Raw genomic sequence first — 25,408 nt, 5'->3', positions numbered from 1 at the left:
GCTCGGCCGGTGTTCACCGGTCGGGTCGACGTTCCGCCGGTGTTCACCGATCGGGTCGGCGCTGTGCCGGTGTTCACCGGTCGGGTCGGCGCTGTGCCGGTGTTCACCGGTCGGGTCGGCGCTCTGCCGGTATCCACCACTCTGTGGCCAACGTTCCGCCGGGATCCATCGGTCGGTCGCCACTCGCCGGTATCCGCCACTCGGTGGCGCCCGTGTTCACCGGTCGAAGTCCAGCTCCACCTTCTCCGTCACCGGATGCGACTGGCACGCCAGTACATATCCCGCCTCCGTCTCCTCCCGCTCCAGCGCGAAGTTGCGGTCCATGCGCACCTCGCCGGTGACCAGGAAGGCGCGGCACGTCCCGCACACCCCGCCCTTGCAGGCGTACGGGGCGTCGGGCCGGTTGCGCAGCACCGTGTCGAGCAACGATTCGCCGTCCTGCACGGGCCAGGTCCCGCCGCGCCCGTCGAGCCGGGCCGTGACCGTGCTGTGCGCGGGGGCGGGGGTGATGATGGTGCCGGTGACCGGCTGGGCGCTGTCCACGTGGAAGATCTCCTCGTGGATACGGGCCCGGGGGACATCGAGGCCGCGCAGCGTCCGCTCCGCCTGCTGCACGAGTCCGTAGGGCCCGCACAGGAACCACCCCGCCACCCGGTCCACCGGCAGAAGCGCGGGCAGCAACCCGGTCAACCGCTCCTGGTCCAGCCGCCCGGACGGCAGCCCCGCCTGCTGTTCCTCCCGGGACAGCACCGTGACCAGCTGCAACCGTCCCGGGTACCGGTCCTTGAGGTCGGCGACCTCCTCCAGGAACATCGTCGAGGCGGCCGTCCGGTCGCTGCGTATCAGACAGAACCGTGCCTCCGGCTCGCGCGCGAGCAGCGTCGAGACGATCGACAGCACCGGGGTGATGCCGCTGCCGCCGACGACGGCCGCGTACAGGCCGGGCGCCGGGTCGAGGGTGAAGCGGCCGGCCGGGGTCATGATCTCCAGTTCGTCGCCGACGTTGATCTCCTTGAGCGCGTACGTCGAGAAGGCCCCGCCCTCCACCAGCCGCACGCCGACCCGAAGGGTGCGCGGCCCGTCCGTGTCGGGCGCCGGGGAGCAGATCGAGTACGTCCGGCGTATCTCGACCCCGTCGACCACGCGGCGCAGGGCGAGGTGCTGTCCGGCCGCGTGCCGGTACTCCTCGCGCAGCTCGGGCGGGACGGTCAGGGTGAGGGCCACGGAGTCGTCGGTGAGCCGGTCGACCGCCGCCACCGGGAGCGCGTGGAAGCGGGCCATCACAACTCCTTGAAGTGGTCGAAGGGTTCGCGGCAGGCGAGACAGCGGCGCAGTGCCTTGCACGCGGTGGAGGAGAAACGGCTCAGCAGCTCGGTGTCGGGGGAGCCGCAGTAAGGGCAGCGGACCGGTTCGGGCTGGGGTGGGGGTTCGTCCGCGAGGGTGCGGGTCGGCCCCAACCCGACGGTCACCGGCCCGCAGTCGCGTACCGAGCGCGGTGGTGCGATCCCGAACTCCCGGAGTTTGCGCCGCCCTTCGGCCGTGATGTCGTCCGTCGACCAGGCCGGCCGCAGCACCGTACGCACCGCGACCTCGCGCATGCCGTGCGCCCGCAGCAGCCGCTCTATGTCCAGGGACATCGCTTCGATAGCTGGGCAGCCGGTGTACGTCGGGGTCAGCTCCACCTCGACCGAGTCCGCTCCGCGCACGTGCACCGCCCGTACGACACCGAGCTCCTGGAGGGTGAGCACCGGCAGCTCAGGATCGGGCACCGAGCCCGCGATCTCGAGGAGTTCGGCCTCCAGCGGAGTCGTCGTCACCATGACGCCCCCGGGTGACTGCGGTGCAGATGCTGCATCTCGGCGAGCATCCGCCCGAAGGGCTCGGTGTGCACGCCCTGACGGCCCGCGCCGGCCGACCAGGCGCCGGAGCGCGGCCCCTCCGGGAGGAGAAGAGTGGCCCGACGCAGCACGGTCTCCACGGATTCCAGCCAGGCGGTGTCCATCCGGGTCCGGTCGACGTCCAGCCCGTCCACCGGCTGGAACATCTCGCCGGTGAAGCGCCACAGTGCCGTGCACGCCCGCAGCATCCGCTCGTGGCTGGCGTCCGTGCCGTCGCCGAGTCGCAGGGTCCACTGCTCGGCGTGGTCGCGGTGGTAGGCGACCTCCTTGACGGCCTTCGCGGCGAGAGGGGCGAACGGGCCGTCCCCGGCGGCCAGTTCGGCGTAGAGCAGGTGCTGGTAGGTGGAGAAGTACAGCTGGCGGACGATGGTGTGGGCGAAGTCGCCGTTGGGCTGTTCCACCAACTGCAGGTTGCGGAAGGCGCGTTCCTCGCGGAGATAGGCCAGCTCGTCCTCGTCGCCCACCGTCGACAGCAGCACCCTGGCCTGCCCGAGCAGATCCAGCGCGATGTTGGCGAGGGCGACCTCCTCCTCCAGGACCGGGGCGTGGCCGGCCCACTCGCCCAGGCGGTGCGAGAGCACCAGGGCGTCGTCGCCGAGCGCGAGGGCGGCCGCCGTGGGAACGGTCGTCGTCACAGGTGCTTCACCCCCTCCGGGATCTCGTAGAACGTCGGGTGCCGGTACGGCTTGTCGGCGGCCGGCTCGAAGAACGGGTCCTTCTCGTCCGGCGAGGACGCGGTGATCGCGGACGAGGGGACGACCCAGATCGACACGCCCTCACCGCGCCGGGTGTACAGGTCACGGGCGTTGCGCAGGGCGAACTCGGCGTCCGGCGCGTGCAGACTGCCGGCGTGGGTGTGGGACAGGCCCCGGCGCGAGCGCACGAAGACCTCCCACAAGGGCCAGTCGGTGTTCGTCATGCCTGCTCCGCTTTCGTGTCGTCGCTGTGCTTGGCCGCGTGGGCCACGGCCGCCTCCCGCACCCAGGCGCCCTCTTCATGGGCCCTTCTGCGCTGGGTGAGCCGCTGTTCGTTGCACGGTCCGTTGCCCTTGAGGACTTCCTTGAACTCCGTCCAGTCGATCGGGCCGAAGTCGTGGTGCCCCCGCTCCTCGTTCCACTTCAGGTCCGGGTCGGGCAGGGACAGGCCCAGCGACTCGGCCTGGGGGACGCAGATGTCGACGAAGCGCTGGCGCAGGTCGTCGTTCGAGTGCCGCTTGATCTTCCACGTCATCGACTGCGCGGAGTGCGCCGACTCGTCGTCGGGCGGGCCGAACATCATCAGGGACGGCCACCACCAGCGGTCCACGGCGTCCTGGGCCATCGCGTGCTGTTCGGGGGTACCGCGGCTGAGGGCGAGCAGCAGCTCGTAGCCCTGACGCTGGTGGAACGACTCCTCCTTGCAGATGCGGACCATGGCGCGCGCGTACGGTCCGTACGAGCAGCGGCACAGCGGGACCTGGTTGGTGATCGCCGCGCCGTCCACCAGCCAGCCGATGGCGCCGACGTCCGCCCAGGTCAGCGTCGGGTAGTTGAAGATCGAGGAGTACTTCTGGCGGCCGGAGTGGAGCTTGTCCAGCAGCTCCTCGCGGCTGGTGCCGAGGGTCTCGGCCGCGCTGTAGAGGTAGAGCCCGTGGCCCGCCTCGTCCTGGACCTTGGCCATCAGGATGGCCTTGCGGCGCAGGGAGGGCGCGCGCGTGATCCAGTTGGCCTCCGGCTGCATGCCGATGATCTCGGAGTGGGCGTGCTGGGCCATCTGCCGGACCAGCGTCGCGCGGTAGGCGTCGGGCATCCAGTCCCGCGGCTCGATGCGCTCGTCCGCGGCCACGGCGGCGTCGAAGGCACGCTCGTAGGCAGCGGTGCCCGCGTGTTCCTCCTCGGTGCCGTACGCCTTGTGCGCGGCTGCTGTGGCCATGCGGTCCCCCTCGACCTGGGTTCTGTCTGGAGCCGAGCTCCCGACCGATCGTTCGGTTCGTGCGATTCCATGGTCGGTCGGCCGCCGTAAGGTGTCAACCGCTGTGGACAACCTGCGGGTGTGCCCTGTGGAAAACGCGGATCCCGCCCGCGCCGCCGGGCCGGTCCGGTAGGACGGGCCGGGCTCCGCGGGCAGGGACTGCGCCTGGCGGGACTGTGCCTCGCGGGCGGGTCTGAGTACCGTTCGCCTGCGAGTGCGGTGGTGCGGTGGGCCCGTGTGGTGCCCTGCCCGCGGCCGGGCAGCCGAAGACGGACCGGGATCGGGGATCGGGGCGGAATGGACGCGTACGACACAGGGTCGGGCGCCCGGCGTGTGCCGGACGGGCCCGACGGCGTGCCCGAGCCGGGTGAACCGGACGGGACGGCCGAGCCGCGGCCCGCGCCGCCCGAGGCCACCGCACCCGAGCAGGATCCGGCTCCCCTCGCCAGCCCTTACGCCGAGCAGGATCCGGCTCCCCTCGCCGACCCCTACGCCGAACCGGACCCCGCTCCCCGCACCGGCCCCTACGCCGAGCCCCGGACCGGTGTCGCCGCCCTCTCCCCGCGCTACCAGATAGGCGCCGCCCTCACTCTCGCCGTCGTCGCCGCCGTTGTCTGTGTGCACATCGGCATGGTGTTCCTGCACGTCGCGCCCTCGAACACGCTCACCCAGCGGCACGGCAAGGCGATCGACGAGTGGATCTACCCGGAGTTCGAACAGAACTGGAAGCTGTTCGCGCCCAACCCGCTGCAGCAGAACATCGCGGTCCAGGCCCGCGCCGAGGTGCGCGCGACGGACGGTGGGGTGAGCACCACCGGCTGGTACGACCTGTCGGCCGAGGACGGCCGGGCCATCGACGGCAATCTGCTGCCCAGCCACACCCAGCAGAACGAACTGCGCCGGGCCTGGGACTTCTTCCTCGCCACGCACGACGCCGACAACCGCCCCTCGGGCCTGCGCGGCTCCCTGTCCGAGTCCTACGTGCGGCGCATCGTGGCGCTGCGCCTCGACCGGGACGACGTGGCCGGGAAGAGCGGCTCGGTGATCCAGGTGCAGGTCCGCTCGCGCACCACCAACGTCCTGCCGCCGAAGTGGAGCGGCGAGAAGCTCTCCGAGCAGCCGATGTACCGCGTGCTGCCCTGGTGGCCGGTCTCGGCCGCCGACACCGAGGGGGGCGCGGAGTGAACCGTTTCGCTCTGGCCGTCTCGGCCGGCATCGCCCGCGTCACCGACGCGGCCCTCGGCCCGTACCAGACCGCCGTGGTCCGTATCGGCGTCAGCGCGACCTGGCTGCTGTTCCTGCTGCGCGAGTTCCCGCACCGCCTGGAGATGTACGGCCCCGACGCCCCGTGGAGCTGGGACCTGGCCCAGCGGCTGATCGCCGACAACCACGCCTTCACGGCCCTGATGTGGTCCAGTGGCCGGTTCTGGTTCGAGCTGGTCTACGCGTTCGCCCTGCTGGCGAGCGTCCTGCTGCTGCTCGGCTGGCGCACCCGCACCATGTCGGTGCTGTTCATGGTCGGTGTGCTCTCCCTGCAGAACCGCAGCGTCTTCATCGGCGACGGCGGTGACAACGTCCTGCACCTGATGTCCGTCTACCTCGTCTTCACCCGCTGCGGTCAGGTCTGGTCGCTGGACGCGCGGCGGGAACGACTCACGCGTGAGGCACGCGCGCGTGGAGAGGGCGTGGCGGACCGGATCGGCCTCGCCCTGTGGGGCGTGCTCGGGTTCGTCCTGGTCGCGGTGACGGCCGGGGGCCGCTTCGACGGCACCGACCCGACCGTGCCGGTCATCCTGTGGCTGGTGTGGGTGGCGCAGGCCGTGCGGTGGGCCGTCGCCCGCTGGGCCAGGGGGCGGGAGCCGCGGATCCTGGCGGACGTCGTGGCCAACGTCGTGCACAACGGCGCGCTGCTGGTGATCATGGCCGAGGCCTGTCTGATCTACGCGACGGCCGGCTGGTACAAGATCCAGGGTTCGCGCTGGCAGGACGGTACGGCCGTCTACTACCCGCTCCACCTCGACTACTTCTCGCCCTGGCCAGCCCTCGCCGACCTGCTGTCCTCCAGCGGCACGATGGTGATGCTGGTGACGTACGGGACCGTGATCGTGCAGGTCGCCTTCCCGTTCACGCTGTTCAACCGGCGGGTCAAGAACGTCCTGCTGGCCGCGATGATGACCGAGCACGCCGTGATCGCCGTGGTCCTCGGGCTGCCGTTCTTCTCGCTGGCCATGATCGCGACGGACGCGGTCTTCCTGCCGACGTCGTTCCTGCGCCGCCTGGGCGGCTGGGTCGCACGCGCGCGTACCCGTGCCCTGCGGGGACGTGCGGCGGTGCCCGAGCCCAGGACCCCGGAGAACCCCGAGCCCACGCACGCTGGCTCCTCGGCATGAATCCCTGGGGCACGCGCACGTAGGCTGCACGCCATGACCGACCCCGTGACCCTGTGGCGCCGGCTCGCCGGCTCCTGCGTCCTGCTCGACGGCTTCCACGCCCTCAAGCACGCTGTGCGCTTCGGAGCGGAGATCCCGGTGGCGGTCGCGGCGGACCGGGCGGCGGTGCTCGCCCTCGCCGACGAGCTGGCTCCCGACGTCACGGACACGCTGGCCGCACTCCTGACCGAGGTTCCGGAGCCGACGTACCGCGGCCTCGTCGAGCGCCCGCACCCCACCGCGGTAGCCGCCCTGGCCGTACGGCCGTCCCGCGCGGCGCATCTCGAGAGGCTGGCGCGTCGCCCGCGCACCGCCCCGGTCGTGGTCCTCGACAACCCGCGCAACCTGGGCAACGCGGGTGCGGTGATCCGTCTGGCCGCCGGTTTCGGAGCGACCGGCGTGGTCACCACCGGCACGCTGGACCCCTGGCACCCGACGGTCGTCCGCGGCGGGGCCGGGCTGCACTTCGCGACGGCGGTGGAACGGCTGACCGTCGAGGAACTGCCCGAGGGGCCGCTGTTCGCCCTGGACCCGGAGGGCGACGACATCCGGGGGACGAAGCTCCCGGACGACGCCGTCCTCGCGTTCGGATCGGAGCGCAGCGGCCTGTCGGCCGCCCTACGCGCGCGTGCCGACCATCTGCTGTCCCTGCCGATGCGCCCCCAGGTCTCCAGCTACAACCTGGCGACCAGCGTGGCGATGACGCTCTACCACTGGAGCGCCGGCGGTTTCTAGGCCTCCCGCCGCACCTCGACGACCCGGAAGCGGTTGGCGACGAAGGCCCCGTCGCACAGCGCCGCGTTGGCCGCCGGGTTGCCGCCCGAGCCGTGGAAGTCGGAGAAGGCGGCCGTCTGGTTGACGTACACCCCGCCGGTCAGGTTCAGCGACAGCTGGGCCGCCTCCTCCAGGCAGACCTCCTGGACCGCCTGCTCGACCTCGTCGTCGCTGGTGTACGCCCCGACGGTCATCGCGCCCTTCTCGCGGACCGTGCGCCGCAGCAGCTCCAGCGCGTCGGTCGTCGAGTCGACCGCCACGGCGAAGGAGACCGGGCCGAAGCACTCGCTCATGTAGGCGGCCTCGTCGTCCGGCTTGGCGCCGTCGAGCTTGACGATGACCGGCGTGCGGACCACGGCCTTCGGGAACTCCGGGTTGCTGATCTCCCTGGACGCCAGGGCGACTTCGCCGAGACCCGCGGCCGCTTCCAGCCGGGCCTTCACGTCCGGGTTGACGATGGCGCCGAGGAGCGCGTTCGCGCGGGCGTCGTCACCGAGCAGTCCGTCGACGGAGCGGGCGAGATCGGCGACGACCTCGTCGAAGGTCTTCGGCCCCTCCTCGGTACGGATGCCGTCGCGGGGGATCAGCAGGTTCTGCGGGGTGGTGCACATCTGGCCGCTGTACAGGGACAGCGAGAAGGCCAGGTTGGACAGCATCCCCTTGTAGTTCGCCGTCGAGTCCACGAGCACCGTGTTGACGCCGGCCTTCTCCGTGTAGACCTGCGCCTGCCGGGCGTTGGCCTCCAGCCAGTCGCCGAAGGAGGTCGAGCCCGTGTAGTCGATGATCCGGATCTCCGGCCGGGTCGCCAGCGTCTTGGCGATGCCCTCGCCGGGGCGCTCGGCGGCCAGGGCCACCAGGTTCGGGTCGAAGCCGGCCTGGCTCAGGACCTCGCGCGCGACCCGCACGGTGAGCGCGAGCGGCAGCACCGCGCGCGGGTGGGGCTTGACCAGGACCGCGTTGCCGGTCGCCAGGGAGGCGAACAGGCCCGGATAGCCGTTCCACGTCGGGAAGGTGTTGCAGCCGATCAACAGCGCGATCCCGCGCGGGACCGGCGTGAACTGCTTGGTGAGCGCGAGCGGGTCGCGCTTGCCCTGCGGCTTGGCCCACTCCGCCGTGTCGGGCGTGCGCACCTGCTCCACGTACGCGTACGCCACTGCCTCCAGGCCGCGGTCCTGTGCGTGCGGGCCGCCCGCCTGGAAGGCCATCATGAACGCCTGGCCGCTGGTGTGCATGACGGCGTGCGCGAACTCGTGCGTGCGGTCGCTGATCCGCTTGAGGATCTCCAGGCAGACCACCGCGCGCGCCTCCGCGCCCGCGTCCCGCCAGGTCTTCTGTCCCGCCCGCATGGCGGGCAGCAGCACGTCGACGTCCGCGTGCGGGTACTCCACGCCCAGTTCGATGCCGTACGGCGAGACCTCGCCGCCCACCCAGTCGTCCGTGCCGGGCTGGCCGAGGTCGAGGCGGGTGCCCAGGACGGCCTCGAAGGCGGCCTTGCCCGCGGCCATGTCCAGGCTGCCGTTCTCGCCGTAGGCCTTGGGGTGTTCGGGGTGCGGGGACCAGTACGCACGCGTGCGGATCGCTTCCAGCGCCTGGTCGAGGGTGGGCCGGTGCTTGGCGATGAGCTCGTGCGTGGTCAGTTCGGCGGCCATGCGGGACCAACTCCTCGTCTCAAGAGCTCTTCGTCGAGCTCATGACCTGGGCAGAAACATGGGCAGGAACAGGCGGTCAGAGTTAGAGTAACCGAACGATCGGTCGGGACAAGGGGGTCCGCCGCATCTGTGGAAAACCCCGTGCGGGAGGATCGCGCACATGACAGCACTGGACCTCAGCAGCCCCGTGGCCGTCGTCGGCACCGGCACCATGGGCCAGGGCATCGCCCAGGTCGCGCTGGTCGCCGGCCATCGCGTACGGCTGTTCGACGCCGTTCCCGGCCGGGCCCAGGACGCGGCCGCGGCCATCGGCGCCCGGCTCGACCGGCTGGTCGAGAAGGACCGGCTCACCGGCGCCGGACGGGACGCGGCACGCGCGCGTCTGCTGCCCGCCGCGGACCTCGCTGAGCTCGCCGACTGCTCCCTGGTCGTCGAGGCCGTCCTGGAGCGGCTGGACGTCAAGCAGGACCTGTTCCGGGCGCTCGAGGACCTCGTCGACGAGGACTGTCTGCTCGCCACCAACACCTCCTCCCTGTCGGTCACCGCGATCGGCGGCGCCCTGCGCAGCCCGGGCCGCTTGGTCGGCCTGCACTTCTTCAACCCCGCCCCGCTGCTGCCGCTGGTGGAGGTGGTCTCCGGGTTCGCCACCGACGTCTCGTCGGCCACGCGCGCGTACGAGATGGCACGCGCCTGGGGCAAGACGCCGGTCGCCTGCGCCGACACCCCCGGCTTCATCGTCAACCGCATCGCCCGGCCCTTCTACGCCGAGGCGTTCGCGGTCTACGAGGCCCAGGGCGCCGACCCCGCCACCATCGACGCGGTCCTGCGCGAGTCCGGTGGCTTCCGGATGGGCGCCTTCGAACTGACCGACCTGATCGGCCAGGACGTCAACGAGTCGGTCACGCACTCGGTGTGGCAGAGCTTCTTCCAGGACGTGCGCTTCACCCCCTCGCTCGCCCAGCGCCGCCTGGTCGAGTCGGGCCGGCTCGGCCGCAAGAGCGGGCAGGGCTGGTACGACTACGGGGACGACGCCGAGCGGGCCGAGCCGCACACCGCGGAGCAGGCGCAGCCGCCCGCGTACGTCGTCGCCGAGGGCGACCTGGGCCCCGCGTCGGAACTGCTCGCCCTGATCCGCGAGGCGGGCATCCAGGTCCGCGAAGAGGACGAGGACCACGGCAGCCGCCTGGTGCTGCCGGGCGGCGGCCAGCTCGCCCTCGCCGACGGGCAGACCTCGGTGGAGTTCCGGGACGTCGTCTACTTCGACCTCGCCCTGGACTACCGCCGCGCGAGCCGTATCGCCCTGTCCGCCTCCCAGGACACCTCCCCACAGACCCTCGCCGAGGCCACCGGCCTCTTCCAGGCGCTCGGCAAGGACGTCAGCGTCATCGGCGACGTCCCCGGCATGATCGTCGCCCGCACGGTCGCCCGGATCGTCGACCTCGCGCACGACGCCGTCGCCAAGGGCGTGGCCACCGAAGGGGACATCGACACCGCGATGCGCCTGGGCGTCAACTACCCGCTGGGCCCCTTCGAGTGGAGCCGCAGGCTCGGCCGGAACTGGGCCTACGCCCTCCTCGACGACCTGCACCTGCGCGACCCCTCCGGCCGCTACGCGCCCTCCCTGGCGCTGTACCGGCACGCGTACGCCTCCGACAAGCGGGAGGGCAGCACCTCATGACGACCGCCAAGCGCGACACGTACACCCCGGAGACGCTGCTGTCCGTCGCCGTCCAGGTCTTCAACGAGCGCGGCTACGACGGCACCTCCATGGAGCACCTGTCCAAGGCGGCCGGCATCTCCAAGTCGTCGATCTACCACCATGTGGCGGGCAAGGAGGAGCTGCTGCGCCGGGCCGTCAGCCGGGCCCTGGACGGCCTCTTCGGGATCCTCGACGAGGAGCACGCGTGCGTGGGGCGTGCCGCCGACCGCCTTCAGTACGTCGTACGGCGCATGGTCGAGGTGCTGATCGGCGAACTCCCCTACGTCACCCTGCTGCTGCGGGTGCGCGGCAACACCGGCACCGAGCGGTGGGCCCTGGAGCGCCGCCGCGACTTCGACCACCGGGTCGCCGAGCTGCTGAAGGCGGCGGCCGCGGACGGGGACGTGCGCGGCGACGTGGAGGTGCGGCTCGCGACCCGGCTGGTCTTCGGGATGATCAACTCGATCGTCGAGTGGTACCGGCCGGACGGACGCGGGATGAACGAGCGCGAGGTCGCCGACGCGGTGGTGCACCTGGTCTTCGGAGGCCTGCGCGAGGAGGGCTGACCCAGAAGGGCCCTAACCCTGCGGCTCCAGGTCCTCCTCCTCGAACACCAGCAGCGTGCGGGTGCTCAGCACCTCCGGCATGGCCTGCAGCCGGGTGAGCACCAGTTCGCGCAGCGCCCGGTTGTCGGGCGTGTGGACCAGCAGCAGCACGTCGAAGTCGCCGCCCACCAGGGCGATGTGGGAGGCGCCGGGCAGCTGTCTGAGCTGCTCGCGGACCGTGCGCCAGGAGTTCTGCACGATCTTCAGGGTGATGTACGCCGATGTGCCCTGACCGGCGCGTTCATGGTCGACGCGGGCGCCGAAGCCGCGGATGACGCCGTCCTCGATGAGCCGGTTGATGCGGGCGTAGGCGTTGGCGCGGGAGACGTGGACCCGTTCAGCGACCGATCTTATGGACGCCCGGCCGTCGGCCTGGAGCATCTGCAGGATGTCCAGATCGATCGCGTCGAGGGGCCGCGGCGGCGGCAGGGGGACGGTGCCCTCGGGCTCCTCGGCCATTTGTTCAGGTGCCATGTCCCCCCGCCTCCCTACCATGGACGTACTGCGTTCATTCCAGGCTGTGGAGAACCGTTTGTCCACAGCCTGAAGGGGCCTGTAGCCAAAATGTGCCGACGACCGAACAATCGGTAGGTGAGGCGGGTCACAGCCGACGCGTCTCCCGTAGCCGCTCCCACGAGGAGGTGCCGTCATGACGGTCATGGAGCAGCGTGGCGCGTATCGGCCATCGCCGCCGCCCGCCTGGCAGCCCCGCACCGATCCCGCGCCGCTGCTGCCCGACGCGGAGCCCTACCGGGTGCTGGGCACCGAGGGGGCGGCGAAGTGCGACCCCGCCCTGCTGCGCCGCCTGTACGCCGAGCTGGTGCGCGGCCGCCGCTACAACGCGCAGGCCACCGCCCTCACCAAGCAGGGCCGTCTCGCCGTCTACCCCTCCAGCACCGGCCAGGAGGCCTGCGAGGTCGCCGCCGCGCTCGCCCTACAGGAGCAGGACTGGCTGTTCCCCAGCTACCGCGACACCCTCGCCGCCGTCGCCCGCGGCGTCGACCCCGTCCAGGCGCTGACCCTGCTGCGCGGTGACTGGCACACCGGCTACGACCCCTACGCGCACCGGGTGGCCCCGCTGTGCACCCCGCTGGCCACCCAGCTCCCGCACGCCGTCGGTCTCGCGCACGCCGCCCGCCTCAAGGGCGACGACGTGGTCGCGCTCGCCATGGTCGGCGACGGCGGCACCAGCGAGGGCGACTTCCACGAGGCGCTGAACTTCGCCGCCGTGTGGCAGGCACCGGTCGTCTTCCTGGTCCAGAACAACGGCTTCGCCATCTCCGTCCCGCTCGCCAAGCAGACCGCGGCCCCCTCCCTGGCCCACAAGGCCGTCGGCTACGGAATGCCCGGCCGGCTGGTCGACGGCAACGACGCGGCCGCCGTCCACGAGGTCCTCACCGACGCCGTACGGCACGCGCGTGAGGGCGGCGGACCCACGCTGGTCGAGGCGATCACGTACCGCGTCGACGCCCACACCAACGCCGACGACGCCACCCGCTACCGCGGCGACGCCGAGGTCGACGCCTGGCGCGCGCACGACCCGATCGCGCTCCTGGAACACGAACTGACCGAACGCGGTCTCCTCGACGAGGACGGGATGCGGCACGCGCGCGATGCCGCCGAGACCATGGCCGCCGACCTGCGTGAGCGCATGAACCAGGACCCGGTGCTCGACCCGGCGGACCTGTTCGCCCACGTCTACGCCGAACCGACCCCGCAACTGCGCGAACAGCAGGCCCTGCTGGAGGCCGAGCTGGCGGCGGAACAGGGAGGGGAGCACCGATGACCACCGTCGCCGTCAAGCCGGCCACCATGGCGCAGGCCCTCACCCGAGCGCTTCACGACGCCATGGCTGCCGACCCCTCGGTGCACGTCATGGGCGAGGACGTCGGCACCCTCGGCGGCGTCTTCCGCGTCACCGACGGCCTCGCCAAGGAGTTCGGCGAGGACCGCTGCACCGACACCCCGCTCGCCGAGGCCGGCATCCTCGGCACCGCCGTCGGCATGGCGATGTACGGACTGCGCCCGGTGGTGGAGATGCAGTTCGACGCGTTCGCCTACCCCGCCTTCGAGCAGCTGATCAGCCATGTCTCCCGCATGCGCAACCGCACCCACGGCGCCATGCCGCTCCCGATCACCATCCGTGTCCCCTACGGCGGCGGCATCGGCGGCGTCGAGCACCACAGCGACTCCTCCGAGGCGTACTACATGGCGACTCCGGGGCTCCACGTCGTCACGCCGGCCACCGTCGCCGACGCCTACGGACTGCTGCGCGCCGCCATCGCCTCCGACGACCCGGTCGTCTTCCTGGAACCCAAGCGCCTGTACTGGTCGAAGGACTCCTGGAACCCCGAGCACCCGACCGACGTGGAACCGATAGGCCGCGCGGTGGTGCGACGCCCGGGCCGGAGCGCCACGCTCATCACCTACGGACCCTCGGTCCCCGTCTGCCTCGAAGCAGCAGAGGCCGCGCGGGCCGAGGGCTGGGACCTCGAAGTCGTCGACCTGCGCTCCCTGGTGCCGTTCGACGACGAGACGGTCGCGGCCTCGGTACGGCGGACCGGACGCGCGGTCGTCGTGCACGAGTCGGGCTCCTTCGGCGGACCGGGCGGAGAGATCGCGGCCCGCGTCACCGAACGCTGCTTCCACCACCTGGAGGCACCCGTGCTGCGCGTGGCCGGGTTCGACATCCCCTACCCGCCGCCGATGCTGGAGCGGCACCACCTGCCCGGCGTGGACCGGATCCTGGACGCCGTGGCGCGTCTGCAGTGGGAGGCCGAGAACTGATGGCACAGGTGCTGGAGTTCAAGCTCCCCGACCTCGGGGAGGGGCTCACCGAGGCGGAGATCGTGCGCTGGCTGGTGCAGGTCGGTGACGTCGTCGCCGTGGACCAGCCGGTCGTCGAGGTCGAGACGGCCAAGGCGATGGTCGAGGTGCCCTGCCCCTACGGCGGCGTGGTCACCGCCCGCTTCGGCGAGGAGGGCACGGAGCTTCCCGTCGGCGCCCCGCTTCTGACGGTCGCGGTGGGCCCACAGGCCTCGGACACCGCGTCCGAGGGCTCAGGGAACGTCCTGGTGGGCTACGGCACCGGAGCACCCCCGGCACGCAGGCGCAGGGTGCGCCCGATGACACCGACGGGCGGCCCGAAGGCGTCGAGGGGCGGCCCGGCGGCGACGGGCGGGCCTGCGGCACCCGGACGCGTGCCCCCGGCGGCACCGGGGCGCGGACATGCCGCCCCGGCCGACGACGGCTCCGACGGCAGGATCGCGCCGGCGGCGGGCCGGGGACCCCTGCGGCAGAACGGCACGGCCGCCGGGGGCACCACTCGCGCGGCCGAAGCACCCGGAAGCCCCCGGGGCGGGGGGCCTGTCCCCGTGATCTCCCCGCTCGTCCGCCGTCTCGCCCGCGAGCACGGCCTGGACCTGCGGGAGTTGGCCGGCTCAGGACCCGACGGGCTGATCCTGCGGGCCGACGTCGAGTACGCGCTGCGGGCCGCGGGCACCGCACCCGCGCAGGCCGCACCCGCGGCCGAGCCGCACGCACGCGTGACCGCGACGCCCGCCCCCGTGGCCCCGGCCGCCGAGCCGTCGCACGCCGCCCCCGCAGGCACCCGCATCCCACTCAAGGGCATCCGCGGAGCCGTCGCCGACAAGCTCTCCCGCAGCCGGCACGAGATACCGGACGCCACCTGCTGGGTGGACGCCGACGCCACCGAGCTGATGCGCGCGCGTACCGCGATGAACGCGGCGGACGGCCCCAAGATCTCCCTCCTCGCCCTCCTGGCCAGGATCTGCACCGCCGCCCTCGCCCGCTTCCCCGAGCTCAACTCCACGGTGGACCCGGCGGCCAGGGAGGTCGTCCAGCTCGACCACGTGCACCTGGGCTTCGCCGCGCAGACCGAGCGGGGCCTGGTCGTACCGGTCGTACGGGACGCCCACGCGCGCGACGCCGAGGCACTGACCGCCGAGTTCGCCCGGCTGACCGAGGCGGCCCGCGCGGGAAGCCTCACGCCCGGGGAACTCACCGGCGGGACCTTCACGTTGAACAACTACGGAGTGTTCGGCGTCGACGGCTCCACGCCGATCATCAACCACCCCGAGGCGGCCATGCTCGGCGTCGGCCGCATCGTCCCCAAGCCGTGGGTGCACGAGGGCGAGCTGGCGGTGCGCCAGGTCGTCCAGCTCTCCCTCACCTTCGACCACCGGGTGTGCGACGGCGGCACAGCGGGCGGCTTCCTGCGCTACGTCGCGGACTGCGTGGAACAGCCGGTGGTCCTGCTGCGCACGCTCTGACCCGGACGTTCCCTGTGATCGCGGCTCCCCCCATACTCATGGGGTGACCTCGTACGAGCGCTCGGACGTCCCCGGCACGGCGTACGACGCCGTCGTGCTCGCCGGGGGCGCCGCGCGGCGGCTCGGCGGCGCCGACAAACCCGGCCTCAGCGTGGGCGGGCGGGCGCTGCTCGACCGCGTGCTCGCGGCCTGCGCCGACGCGCGCAGGACCGTCGTCGTGGCCGAACCGCGCCCCACACCCCGGCCCGTGCTGTGGGCCCGCGAGGACCCGCCCGGCGGCGGCCCGCTCGCAGCCCTCGGCGCCGGACTGCGCCACACCAAGGCCGGCACGGTCGTCGTCCTCTCCGCCGACCTGCCCTTCCTCGCGGCGGAGACGGTACGGCGGCTGCTGACCGCCGTCGGAGCGAGCAGCGCCGACGGCGCCCTGCTCACCGACGCCGACGGCCGCGACCAACCCCTCGTGGCCGCCTACCGCGCGCCCGCGCTGGAGCGCGAACTGGCCGCCCTCGCCGAAGAACACGACGGCCTCACCGGCCTTCCCCTGCGCCGGCTGACCGCCGGCCTCGACCTCACCCGCGTCCCCGACCCCGTCGCGTCCTTCGACTGCGACACCTGGGACGACATCGCCACCGCCAGGGCACGCATCAGGGAGCATGGGCACGTGTTGGATGAATGGATCTCCGCAGCCAAGGACGAACTGGGCATCGACCTCGACGTCGACACCGGCGTCCTGCTCGATCTCGCCCGCGACGCCGCTCACGGTGTGGCCAGGCCCGCCGCACCACTGACCACCTTCCTCGTCGGCTATGCCGCCGGACTGGCCGGCGGCGGCCCACAGGCCGTCGCCGAGGCCGCCCGCAAGGCCGCCGCCCTCGCGTCCCGCTGGGCCGACGAGGCCGCCGACGCCAAGACGGACGCGGCTCCGGACGCCACGCCCGAGACCCGTCCGGACGCCGAATGACCGCCCGCTCCACCCGGACCGGCGAGGACGCCGAGGACCTGGACGTCGAGGAGGTGCTCGCGCTGGTGAACGAGCACGGTGGACCCGCGGGCGACCCCGGCGGCCGTACGGAAGGCCCCGCCCACGTCCCGGCCCCCGCCGCCCAGGGCACCCATCACAAGCCGGACGCCCACCACAGGGCCACCCCCTGGCCCGAGGCCCGCGCGACCGCCGCCCGTGCCGCCCGCGCCGGCTCCCGAGCCGCCCGCCGCGCCCCCGTCTCGGTCACCCTGGACGACGCCCTGGGCCTCACCCTCGCCGCCCCCCTCACCGCCCTCACCGACCTGCCCTCCTTCGACACCTCGGCGATGGACGGCTGGGCGGTCGCCGGGCCCGGCCCCTGGGACGTACGGGACGAGGGAGTGCTCGCCGGGCACGCCGAACCCGAGCCGCTCACCGACGGCGAGGCCGTCCGGATCGCCACCGGCGCCCGTGTCCCCCCGGACACCACCGCCGTCCTGCGCACCGAACACGGCCGCAGCGACGCCCAGGGCCGCCTGCACGCCACCCGCGAGATGCACCACGGCCAGGACATCCGCCCCCGCGGCCAGGAGTGCCGCTCCGGCGACCAGCTCCTGCCCGTCGGCGCCCTGGTCACCCCGGCGGTGCTCGGACTCGCCGCGGCCGCCGGCTACGACACCCTCACCGCCGTACCCCGCCCCCGCGCCGAAGTCCTCGTCCTCGGCGACGAGCTGCTCACCGAGGGACGGCCGCACGACGGTCTGATCCGGGACGCGCTCGGCCCGATGCTGCCGCCCTGGCTGCGCGCGCTCGGCGCCGAGGTCATCGCCGTACGCCGCCTGCGCGACGACGCCAAGGCCCTGCACAAGGCGATCACCGGCTCCACCGCCGACCTGATCGTCACCACCGGCGGCACCGCCTCCGGCCCCGTCGACCACGTCCACCCCACCCTGGAACGCATCGGCGCCGAACTCCTCGTGGACGGCGTGAAGGTGCGCCCCGGCCATCCGATGCTGCTGGCCCGCACCAAGGAGGACCAGCACCTCGTCGGCCTCCCCGGCAACCCCCTCGCCGCCGTCTCCGGCCTGCTCACCCTCGCCGAGCCCCTGCTGCGCACCCTCGCCGCGCACCCCGCCCCGGAGCCGTACGCGCTGCCGGTGCAGGGCACGGCGCACGGGCATCCGTACGACACCCGGCTCATCCCGGTCGTGCTGCGCGGGGATGTCGCCGTGCCGCTGCACTACAACGGACCCGCCATGCTGCGGGGCATCGCGGCGGCCGACGCTCTCGCCGTCGTACCGCCCGGTGGCGCACGGGCGGGTCAGGAGCTCGAACTCCTCGATCTGCCCTGGGCGTCCGCCGGCATCGGGGTGTGTTTCACGTGAAACTTCCGGGCCATGACGCGATCGCCCGCCAGGCGGACGAACATCTCGTGACCCATCGGGTGAAGCTCCCCCGGAAGGTGGTGGACCGGCCCATCCGGCAGGTCGCCAAACGCCTGCTGATGGCCCTGCTGGTCCTGGTCGCGACCGCCCTCATCGTCTTCGCCGACCACGAGGGCTACAACGACAACGCCGACGGCTCGGTCGATCTCGTCGACGCGTTCTACTACGCGACCGTCACCCTCTCCACGACCGGCTACGGCGACATCACCCCGGTCAGCCATGGCGCCCGGCTCACCAACATCCTCGTCATCACGCCCCTGCGCGTGCTCTTCCTGATCATCCTGGTCGGCACCACCCTCGAAGTGCTCACCGAACGCACCCGGGAGGAATGGCGGCTGAACCGCTGGAGGTCCGCCTTGCGGGATCACACCGTTGTCGTCGGGTTCGGGACGAAGGGGCGGTCGGCGATCCAGACCGTCTGCGCGACGGGGCTGAGGAAGGACCAGGTCGTCGTGGTCGATCCCGCCGCCAAGGTGATCGACGCGGCGGCGGCCGACGGGTACGCCGGGGTCATAGGTGACGCGACCCGCAGCGAGGTGCTCAAGCGGGCCGAGGTGCACCGGGCACGCCAGATCATCATCGCGACCCAGCGCGACGACACGGCCGTGCTGGTGACGCTGACGGCCCGGCAGCTCAACCGGGGCGCGAAGATCGTGGCCGCCGTGCGGGAGGAGGAGAACGCGCCGCTGCTGAAGCAGTCCGGTGCCGACGCGGTCATCACCAGCGCCAGTGCGGCCGGACGGCTGCTCGGCCTGTCCGTGCTCAGTCCGGCGGCCGGCATGGTGATGGAGGACCTCATCCAGCAGGGCAGCGGGCTCGACATGGTCGAACGCCCGGTCACCAAGGCCGAGACCGGCAGGGGCCCGCGGGAGACGGAGGACCTGGTGGTGAGCGTCGTACGCGGGCACCGGGTGCTCGGCTACGACGATCCGGCCGTGGGGAGCCTGCAGTTGACGGACCGTCTGATCACCATCGTCCGGGCGACCCCGGGCAATCAGGTCGCCCCCGACGTCCGCCCGATGCGGCAGGACTGAGTTCCACCGACGGCGAGGGGTAGCGTCGCCCCCATGCATGCGATCACGATTTCCGAACCTGGCGGACCCGAGGCCCTGGTGTGGGAGGAGGTCCCCGATCCCGTGCCCGCGGAGGGCGAGGTGCTGGTCGAGGTGGTGGCCGGCGCCGTCAACCGCGCCGACATCATGCAGCGCATGGGCTTCTACGACCCCCCGCCCGGAGCCTCCCCCTACCCCGGTCTCGAGTGCTCGGGCCGTATCGCCGCGCTCGGCCGCGGCGTCTCCGGCTGGGCCGTCGGCGACGAGGTGTGCGCGCTGCTGTCGGGCGGCGGTTACGCAGAGAAGGTCGCCGTACCGGCCGGACAGCTGCTGCCCGTGCCCGAGGGGCTGGACCTCAAGCAGGCGGCCGCGCTGCCCGAGGTGGTCTGCACCGTCTGGTCGAACGTCTTCATGGTCTCCCACCTGCGTCCCGGCGAGACGCTGCTGGTGCACGGCGGTTCCAGCGGCATCGGCACCATGGCGATCCAGCTGGCCAAGGCCGTCGGCGCCAAGGTCGCGGTCACGGCCGGCACCAAGGAGAAGCTGGACCAGTGCGCCGAACTCGGCGCGGACATCCTGATCAACTACCGGGAGCAGGACTTCGTCGAGGAGATGGAGCGGGCCACGGACGGCACGGGCGCCGACGTCATCCTCGACAACATGGGCGCCAAGTACCTGGACCGCAACGTCCGGACCCTCGCCGTCAACGGGCGGCTCGCCATCATCGGCCTGCAGGGCGGCGTCAAGGGCGAGCTGAACATCGGTGCGCTCCTGGGCAAGCGGGCCGCCATCAGCGCGACCTCGCTGCGGGCCCGTCCACTGGGCGAGAAGGCGGCCATCGTGGCGGCCGTGCGCGAACACGTCTGGCCGCTGATCGCCGCCGGGCACGTCCGTCCCGTCGTCGACCGTGAGATCCCGATGAGCGAGGCGAGCGCCGCGCACCGGGTGGTGGAGGAGAGCGGGCACATCGGCAAGGTGCTGCTCGTCGTGGGCTGACGGGCCTCAGGACCGGCGCAGCCGCAGCCCGATGAACGCCAGCCCCAGGCCGAGCCCGATCAGCACCAGTCCGCTGCCCAGCGGCAGGACGCGCAGGACGGGCTCGGCGGGGGGCACGGCCTGCGTGAGGGTCTGCCCCGGAGACTGCTGCGCGGGCGTGGGCGTGACCTGAACGGCCTCCTCGGACGGCACGGCCGCGTCGGCGCTCTCGGCGACGCCGTCGTCGCCCCCGTCGGCCTGCTCCGGGTCGGTGGTCGCCACGTCGGTGTCCTCGCCCTGTCCCGTAGGCGACTCCTCGGCCCGCCCCGGCCGCTCCCGCCCCACCCCGGCCAAGCTCCCGGCGCGGGACGGCTCGGCGGAAGCGGAAGCGGAAGCGGACGGGGCGGAGGTCCGCACATGATGCTCGGGCGCGGGCCGGCCATGGGAACCGGGCGCCCCCACGGTCTCGTACGCCGACGCGAGCTCATGTGCGGGCGTGTGCGGGTGCCTCGGAGTGGCGCCGGGCGCGGGCTGGGTCCGGTGCTCCGACGGGTGCTGCCGCCCGTACGCCGATCCGGAGCCATGAGCCGTCGATCCGTCCCCGTGGGCCCAGGCCGCGCCGCCCGTCATCACCCCGGCCCCCACCCCCACCAGCAGCCCCGCCGTCCGCACCGTACGCGCCCATCGAGTCATGCATCCACGGTCACACCGACGCGCGCGTCCGGCATTCCGGACTCCGCCAAAAACGCGAACCGGCCGCACAATCCGGGTATGTCGATACGTCACGGCCTGCTGGCGCTCCTGGAGGGCGGCCCCCGCTACGGCTCCCGGTTGCGCACCGAGTTCGAGGCGCGCACCTGCGGCACCTGGCCGCTGAACATCGGGCAGGTCTACACGACCCTGGGCCGCCTGGAGCGGGACGGCATGGTCGCGCAGGACGGCGAGGACGAGGGCGGACGGGCGCTGTACACGCTGACCCGGGCGGGCCGGGAGGAGCTGCGGGCCTGGTTCGGGCGGCCCGTGGAGCGGGCGAGCCCGCCGCGCGACGAGCTGGCGATCAAGCTGGCGCTGGCGGTCACCGCGCCCGGCGTCGACGTGCGCGAGGTCGTCGAGACCCAGCGCCGGCACGCGTCGCAGGCGCTGCACGAGCACGTACGGCAGCGCGCCCAGGCGCTGGCGGACTCCCCCGGGCATCCGGACGAGCTGGCGCGGCTGCTGGTCCTGGAGCAGTTGATCTGTCACGCGGAGGCCGAGATCCGCTGGCTGGACCACTGCGAGGCCCGGGTGCTGCGGCTGACGGTCACCGAGCGCGCGGAGGAGTGACGCAAACCTTCACGCCGTGCACGGTGGATCACCTCGTACGGGGGGCACCACGGTGATGAGATGCACGGGTGCGAGAGAATGGCGGCATGGAGATGCCGAGGAACGAACGGTCGCCGGAGAATCCCCAGATCCTGGTCGTGGGCCAGGACGGCATGGCGATTGGCGGCGGAGGCGACGAGGACTCCCGCGAGATTCCGGTGACGGAGCAGGTCGAGCAGCCGGCCAAGGTGATGCGGATCGGCAGCATGATCAAGCAGCTCCTGGAAGAGGTGCGGGCGGCTCCTCTGGACGAGGCGAGCCGGGCCCGGCTCAAGGACATCCACCGCAGCTCGGTCAAGGAGCTGGAGGACGGCCTCGCACCGGAGCTGGTGGAGGAGCTGGAGCGGCTGTCCCTGCCGTTCCAGGACGAGGGCACCCCCAGCGACGCCGAACTGCGGATCGCGCAGGCCCAGCTGGTGGGCTGGCTGGAGGGCCTCTTCCACGGCATCCAGACCACGCTGTTCGCCCAGCAGATGGCCGCGCGGGCCCAGTTGGAGCAGATGCGCCGCGCCCTGCCGCCGGGCGTCTCCCCGGGCGTGGGCGAGGACGGCCCCGCGGCCGGCCGCTCGGGCGGACCGTACCTGTAAGCGCTGACCACGCCCGTACCTGTAAACACGCGGACCACGACAACGAAAGGGCCCGGCGGCCGAACCGCCGGGCCCTTCGTACGTCCGAGGTCAGGACGCCGGATCGCCCGTCGAGACCTGCAGCTCGAGCTCGACCTTCTTCGGGTTGACGTCGGCGCCGGCCGCGGGGAACTGGTTGATCACCGCGCCCTGGCCGTACGTGTTCTCGTCGAGGTGGTCGATCTTCAGCTTCCAGCCCGCGGCCTGCAGGCACTCCTTGACCGAGCCGATGTACTTGAACCGGAAGTCGGGCACACGGATCTTGCCCGCCTCGTCGTACGACTCCTGAGGCTCGGTGCACTCCGTCTTGTCGATGGTCTTCGAGGTGTCCGGACCGCGATGGCCCGTCACCTCCCTCGTCGACGCCGTCGCGCTGGAACTCCCGCTCGCGCCCTTGTCCTTGTTGCCGCCGGTGTGCAGCAGCACGGCCGCGAGCAGCCCGGTGACCGCGATGATCGACACGATGACCGCGCCGACCACGACCGGCTTGTTGCTCCGGTCGCCGCCCGAGGGCACGGGCGTCGGCGGCTGCGGCGTGATGGTGTACGGCGGCGGGGTGGACGGCTGCCCGCCGTACGCGGCCGGCGCCGGATAGCCGCCCTGCTGCGGATAGCCGTACGACGGCGAGGGCGCGGGCGTGGAGTACGGGTTCGGCGTCGGCGGCTGGTACGGCGTCTGGACCGGGCCCGTCGGCCCCGCGGCCGACTGGTCGACCGGCGGGAAGACGGCGGAGCCGACACCGGCGCCGCTCTGCGCCGGGGCGCCCGGCACGATGCTCGGCGGGGCGGCCTGGAAGGACGCGGCCACGCGCAGGCACTCGTCGCGCATGGCGACGGCGTTCGGGAAGCGCTCGTTCGGGTTCTTCTTCAGCGCGCGGGCGACCAGCGCGTCCACGGCCGGGGGCAGCGCGCGGTTGACCGAGGAGGGCGCGACCGGCTCCTCCTGCACGTGCGCGTAGGCGATGGCCAGCGGGGAGTCCGCCTCGAACGGCAGCCGTCCGGTGACCAGTTGGAACAGCATGATGCCGACCGAGTACAGGTCGGAGCGGGCGTCGACGCCGCGGCCCAGGGCCTGCTCGGGCGAGAGGTACTGGGGGGTGCCGACGACCATGCCGGTCTGTGTCATGGACGTCACACCGGACTGCATCGCGCGCGCGATGCCGAAGTCCATCACCTTGACCACGCCGCGCTTGGTCATCATCACGTTGCCCGGCTTGATGTCGCGGTGCACCAGCCCCATCTCGTGGCTGATCTCCAGCGCCGCGAGCACGTCCGCGGTGACCTTGAGCGCCTTGTCGGCGGGCATCGCGCCGAACCGCCGTACGTCCTCGTCGAGCACGGAGCCGAGGGGGCGGCCCTCGACGTACTCCATGACGATGTACGGGGTCGTCATCCCGTCGAGGGTGTCCTCGCCGGTGTCGAAGACCGAGACGATGTTGGTGTGCGTGAGCTTGGCCACGGCCTGCGCCTCGCGGCGGAAGCGCTCGCGGAAGGCCTGTTCCCGCCCGAGGTCGGTGTGGAGTGTCTTGATCGCGACCTGCCGGTCCAGTGTGGCGTCGTATGCCAGGTGGACCGAGGCCATGCCGCCCTCGCCGAGCAAGTCGCGCAGCTGATACCGGCCGCCTGCGAGCGCCCGGCCCGCGTAACGGCCCTGTGCGGCGTCCTGGCTCATGTTCCGCGTCCCCCATGGGCCTTCAGGCGCCGGCCCGGCAGTCGTTGATCGAATGGCTCATTCCCGGCCAAGTCTGCCCGAGGGCACTGACACGTCAAGCGCGGTGCCCGTTCCGTGACCGTACGCGAAAGAAGCGTCGCGCGAGCGTTACAGAGGCCGTACGGCCGGTACACAGAATTTGCACGACCTCACCGGAAGACGGTTTGATGGCCGGTCCGTCTCGTGCCGGTTCCGGTCCCCTTCTCGAACCGGAGGCTTGCGTTGAGGCTGTAGCGTGGCCGACGGAGACCGTAACAACACCGCGCGCACCGCGGGCAGAAACGACGGCGAGGACTGATGGAGCAGCAGCAGCGCGCTCAGGGCCCGTCCGACCCCGAGGCGACTGGCGGCGGTATGTCAGATGCGCCGGAGATGTGGGGTAACGGCGGGCTTGTCGGGGACGGCCGGTATCGGCTGACCCGCAGACTCGGCCGAGGCGGCATGGCAGAGGTGTTCGCCGCGGAGGACGTGCGCCTGGGGCGCACCGTCGCGGTGAAGCTGCTGCGCGCCGACCTCGCGGAGGACCCGGTCTCCAAGGCCCGCTTCACCCGCGAGGCCCAGTCGGTGGCCGGCCTCAACCACCACGCGATCGTCGCCGTGTACGACTCCGGCGAGGACTACGTGGGCGGCCAGTCGGTGCCGTACATCGTGATGGAGATCGTCGAGGGCCGCACCATCCGCGACCTGCTGATCAACGCCGAGGCGCCGGGGCCCGAGCAGGCCCTGATCATCGTCTCCGGCGTCCTGGAGGCGCTCGCCTACTCGCACTAGCACGGCATCGTGCACCGCGACATCAAGCCGGCGAACGTCATCATCACGCACAACGGCGCCGTCAAGGTCATGGACTTCGGCATCGCGCGCGCCCTGCACGGCGCGTCCACGACGATGACGCAGACCGGCATGGTCATGGGCACGCCCCAGTACCTCTCCCCGGAGCAGGCGCTCGGCAAGGCCGTCGACCACCGCTCCGACCTGTACGCGACCGGCTGTCTGCTGTACGAACTCCTCGCCCTGCGGCCGCCGTTCGTCGGCGAGACCCCTCTGTCGGTGGTGTACCAGCACGTCCAGGACGTACCGGTCCCGCCCTCGCAGATCTCCAACGGGGAGTCCCCGCCGGAGCTCGACGGCCTGGTGATGCGCTCGCTGGCCAAGGAGCCGGACGACCGCTTCCAGACCGCCGAGGAGATGCGCGGACTGGTCCAGTACGGGCTGCAGATGCTGTACGACCAGGGCGGCCACACCGGCACCTGGAACACCGGCCCGGTCGGCATGCACGACGGCCGGCACACCCCGGCCGCCGGTTTCGCCGGCACCCAGGTGCTCCCGCACCCGGCCGACGGCTCCGGCACGACGCAGATCCCGCAGCCGATCCTGCCGGGCGGCTACGGCGGCGGGGACGACGGCGGCTTCGAGGGGCACGGCAACCGGGGCAGCGGCCGCGGCAAGCTGTGGATCCTGGCCGTCCTCGCGGTGATCGCCATCGCGGCGGGCGTCGCGCTGGCCCTGCAGAAGGGCGGCGGGGACGGGGGCGGCGCCGGGACCTCCCAGACGCCCACCACCTCGCAGAGCACCAAGGACGACACCAGCAGCGAGACGCCGAGCGACCAGTCGACGGACCAGTCCGCCGACACGTCCACGGACGACTCCGGTACGAGTTCCGGGTCCGGGGACTACACGCCGTCGTACACCCCGTCGTACACGCCGTCCCGGAGCGCGACCAGCGAGCCGACCAGCCAGCCGACGAACAAGCCGACGACCTCGCAACCCTCGGCCACACCCAGCGAGACGTCCCAGCCGTCGGACACCTCGGACCCCACTGGCCCCGGCGACGGTACGGACAACGGCGGCCTGACGCAGGGGATCGGCGGCTGACCCGGTCGCGTTCGATCAACCGGCACACGCGCGGGGGAGTTCGCATGCTCCCGCGCGTGTGCCGCTGACGGGGACCTTCACGCGCGCGTACCGCTCAAGAGCCCGCCCG

23 protein-coding genes and 1 pseudogene are annotated in these 25,408 nt (G+C 72.3%); 15 read left to right on the top strand and 9 right to left on the bottom strand.

The features are described 5' to 3' along the window. Positions 1 to 216: 216 nt before the first annotated feature. From MKW14_RS12060 to paaA, 5 genes are read right to left on the bottom strand one after another with little or no spacing between them, the layout of a single operon-like run. Positions 217 to 1,281, bottom strand: coding sequence for a 2Fe-2S iron-sulfur cluster-binding protein (locus MKW14_RS12060; protein WP_240862043.1), 1,065 nt, complete (start codon positions 1,279 to 1,281; stop codon positions 217 to 219). Continuing rightward, entirely contained in the window at positions 1,281 to 1,820 is a 540-nt protein-coding gene (gene paaD, locus MKW14_RS12055) for a 1,2-phenylacetyl-CoA epoxidase subunit PaaD (protein WP_240862041.1), read from the bottom strand. The genes MKW14_RS12060 and paaD overlap by 1 nt, the downstream gene beginning before the upstream one ends. Then, positions 1,814 to 2,533, bottom strand: coding sequence for a 1,2-phenylacetyl-CoA epoxidase subunit PaaC (paaC, locus tag MKW14_RS12050; RefSeq protein ID WP_240862039.1), 720 nt, complete (start codon positions 2,531 to 2,533; stop codon positions 1,814 to 1,816). The genes paaD and paaC overlap by 7 nt, the downstream gene beginning before the upstream one ends. Further along, complete coding sequence (gene paaB, locus MKW14_RS12045; protein ID WP_057606276.1) at positions 2,530 to 2,817, bottom strand: 1,2-phenylacetyl-CoA epoxidase subunit PaaB; 288 nt, start codon at positions 2,815 to 2,817, stop codon at positions 2,530 to 2,532. Before paaB ends, paaC begins: the two co-directional genes overlap by 4 nt. Next, the gene (gene paaA, locus MKW14_RS12040; RefSeq protein ID WP_240862036.1) at positions 2,814 to 3,809 is read right to left on the bottom strand and encodes a 1,2-phenylacetyl-CoA epoxidase subunit PaaA; all 996 of its coding nucleotides are present in this window, start codon (positions 3,807 to 3,809) and stop codon (positions 2,814 to 2,816) included. Before paaA ends, paaB begins: the two co-directional genes overlap by 4 nt. 336 nt (positions 3,810 to 4,145) lie before the next feature. Here paaA and MKW14_RS12035 point away from each other — a divergent pair, with 336 nt between their 5' ends. From MKW14_RS12035 to MKW14_RS12025, 3 genes are read left to right on the top strand one after another with little or no spacing between them, the layout of a single operon-like run. Continuing rightward, on the top strand, positions 4,146 to 5,033 hold the full coding sequence (locus MKW14_RS12035; RefSeq protein ID WP_240862034.1) for a DUF5819 family protein: 888 nt from the start codon (positions 4,146 to 4,148) through the stop codon (positions 5,031 to 5,033). Beyond that, positions 5,030 to 6,238, top strand: a complete 1,209-nt coding sequence (locus tag MKW14_RS12030) for an HTTM domain-containing protein (protein ID WP_240862032.1) — start codon at positions 5,030 to 5,032, stop codon at positions 6,236 to 6,238. Before MKW14_RS12035 ends, MKW14_RS12030 begins: the two co-directional genes overlap by 4 nt. A 33-nt stretch (positions 6,239 to 6,271) precedes the next feature. Continuing rightward, positions 6,272 to 7,012, top strand: coding sequence for a TrmH family RNA methyltransferase (locus MKW14_RS12025; RefSeq protein WP_240862030.1), 741 nt, complete (start codon positions 6,272 to 6,274; stop codon positions 7,010 to 7,012). Here the strand turns inward: MKW14_RS12025 and paaN are convergent. Continuing rightward, positions 7,009 to 8,700, bottom strand: a complete 1,692-nt coding sequence (gene paaN, locus MKW14_RS12020; protein WP_240862028.1) for a phenylacetic acid degradation protein PaaN — start codon at positions 8,698 to 8,700, stop codon at positions 7,009 to 7,011. The two genes, MKW14_RS12025 and paaN, sit on opposite strands and share 4 nt — an antisense overlap. A 160-nt stretch (positions 8,701 to 8,860) precedes the next feature. On the opposite strand from paaN, the gene MKW14_RS12015 reads away from it, so the two are divergent. Further along, entirely contained in the window at positions 8,861 to 10,378 is a 1,518-nt protein-coding gene (locus MKW14_RS12015; protein ID WP_240862026.1) for a 3-hydroxyacyl-CoA dehydrogenase, read from the top strand. After that, entirely contained in the window at positions 10,375 to 10,965 is a 591-nt protein-coding gene (locus MKW14_RS12010; RefSeq protein ID WP_240862024.1) for a TetR/AcrR family transcriptional regulator, read from the top strand. The genes MKW14_RS12015 and MKW14_RS12010 overlap by 4 nt, the downstream gene beginning before the upstream one ends. A 12-nt stretch (positions 10,966 to 10,977) precedes the next feature. Here the strand turns inward: MKW14_RS12010 and MKW14_RS12005 are convergent, their stop codons facing one another. Then, complete coding sequence (locus tag MKW14_RS12005; RefSeq protein ID WP_240862324.1) at positions 10,978 to 11,463, bottom strand: Lrp/AsnC family transcriptional regulator; 486 nt, start codon at positions 11,461 to 11,463, stop codon at positions 10,978 to 10,980. 190 nt (positions 11,464 to 11,653) lie between these two features. On the opposite strand from MKW14_RS12005, the gene pdhA reads away from it, so the two are divergent. The 7 genes from pdhA to MKW14_RS11970 are packed head-to-tail and all read left to right on the top strand — an operon-like array spanning position 11,654 to position 19,750. After that, entirely contained in the window at positions 11,654 to 12,790 is a 1,137-nt protein-coding gene (gene pdhA, locus MKW14_RS12000; protein WP_240862020.1) for a pyruvate dehydrogenase (acetyl-transferring) E1 component subunit alpha, read from the top strand. Then, positions 12,787 to 13,791: an alpha-ketoacid dehydrogenase subunit beta gene (locus MKW14_RS11995; RefSeq protein ID WP_240862018.1), complete on the top strand. Its 1,005-nt coding sequence runs from the start codon at positions 12,787 to 12,789 to the stop codon at positions 13,789 to 13,791. Before pdhA ends, MKW14_RS11995 begins: the two co-directional genes overlap by 4 nt. After that, complete coding sequence (locus MKW14_RS11990) at positions 13,791 to 15,296, top strand: dihydrolipoamide acetyltransferase family protein (protein WP_240862015.1); 1,506 nt, start codon at positions 13,791 to 13,793, stop codon at positions 15,294 to 15,296. Before MKW14_RS11995 ends, MKW14_RS11990 begins: the two co-directional genes overlap by 1 nt. A gap of 43 nt (positions 15,297 to 15,339) precedes the next feature. Continuing rightward, complete coding sequence (locus MKW14_RS11985) at positions 15,340 to 16,257, top strand: NTP transferase domain-containing protein (RefSeq protein ID WP_240862013.1); 918 nt, start codon at positions 15,340 to 15,342, stop codon at positions 16,255 to 16,257. Beyond that, a complete protein-coding gene (locus MKW14_RS11980; RefSeq protein ID WP_240862011.1) occupies positions 16,254 to 17,642 on the top strand; it encodes a molybdopterin molybdotransferase MoeA in 1,389 nt (462 codons plus the stop codon). Before MKW14_RS11985 ends, MKW14_RS11980 begins: the two co-directional genes overlap by 4 nt. Continuing rightward, positions 17,639 to 18,736: a potassium channel family protein gene (locus tag MKW14_RS11975; protein ID WP_240862009.1), complete on the top strand. Its 1,098-nt coding sequence runs from the start codon at positions 17,639 to 17,641 to the stop codon at positions 18,734 to 18,736. Before MKW14_RS11980 ends, MKW14_RS11975 begins: the two co-directional genes overlap by 4 nt. A gap of 33 nt (positions 18,737 to 18,769) precedes the next feature. Continuing rightward, positions 18,770 to 19,750 carry an NAD(P)H-quinone oxidoreductase gene (locus MKW14_RS11970; RefSeq protein ID WP_240862007.1) on the top strand — a complete coding sequence of 327 codons (981 nt, stop codon included), beginning with the start codon at positions 18,770 to 18,772 and terminating at the stop codon, positions 19,748 to 19,750. Positions 19,751 to 19,756: 6 nt separating this feature from the next. On the opposite strand, the gene MKW14_RS11965 is transcribed toward MKW14_RS11970, so the two are convergent. Further along, entirely contained in the window at positions 19,757 to 20,422 is a 666-nt protein-coding gene (locus MKW14_RS11965) for a hypothetical protein (RefSeq protein WP_240862006.1), read from the bottom strand. Between the two features lie 78 nt (positions 20,423 to 20,500). Between MKW14_RS11965 and MKW14_RS11960 the strand changes: the two genes are divergently transcribed. Together MKW14_RS11960 and MKW14_RS11955 are read left to right on the top strand one after the other, a co-directional pair. After that, positions 20,501 to 21,052, top strand: coding sequence for a PadR family transcriptional regulator (locus MKW14_RS11960; RefSeq protein ID WP_240862004.1), 552 nt, complete (start codon positions 20,501 to 20,503; stop codon positions 21,050 to 21,052). Positions 21,053 to 21,138: 86 nt separating this feature from the next. Then, positions 21,139 to 21,678, top strand: coding sequence for a bacterial proteasome activator family protein (locus MKW14_RS11955; protein ID WP_240862003.1), 540 nt, complete (start codon positions 21,139 to 21,141; stop codon positions 21,676 to 21,678). A gap of 90 nt (positions 21,679 to 21,768) precedes the next feature. On the opposite strand, the gene MKW14_RS11950 is transcribed toward MKW14_RS11955, so the two are convergent. Then, positions 21,769 to 23,388, bottom strand: coding sequence for a protein kinase domain-containing protein (locus tag MKW14_RS11950; RefSeq protein ID WP_240862001.1), 1,620 nt, complete (start codon positions 23,386 to 23,388; stop codon positions 21,769 to 21,771). Positions 23,389 to 23,724: 336 nt separating this feature from the next. Here MKW14_RS11950 and MKW14_RS11945 point away from each other — a divergent pair. Continuing rightward, positions 23,725 to 25,299: pseudogene (locus MKW14_RS11945) on the top strand (protein kinase domain-containing protein). The last annotated feature ends 109 nt before the right edge of the window (positions 25,300 to 25,408 follow it).

It is taken from the genome of Streptomyces gilvus (assembly GCF_022513565.1).
GTDB classification, from domain to species: Bacteria; Actinomycetota; Actinomycetes; order Streptomycetales; family Streptomycetaceae; genus Streptomyces; species Streptomyces gilvus.
The sequence above is the reverse complement of the archived record's forward strand: the minus strand, read 5'-3'. Positions and strand labels throughout refer to the sequence as shown.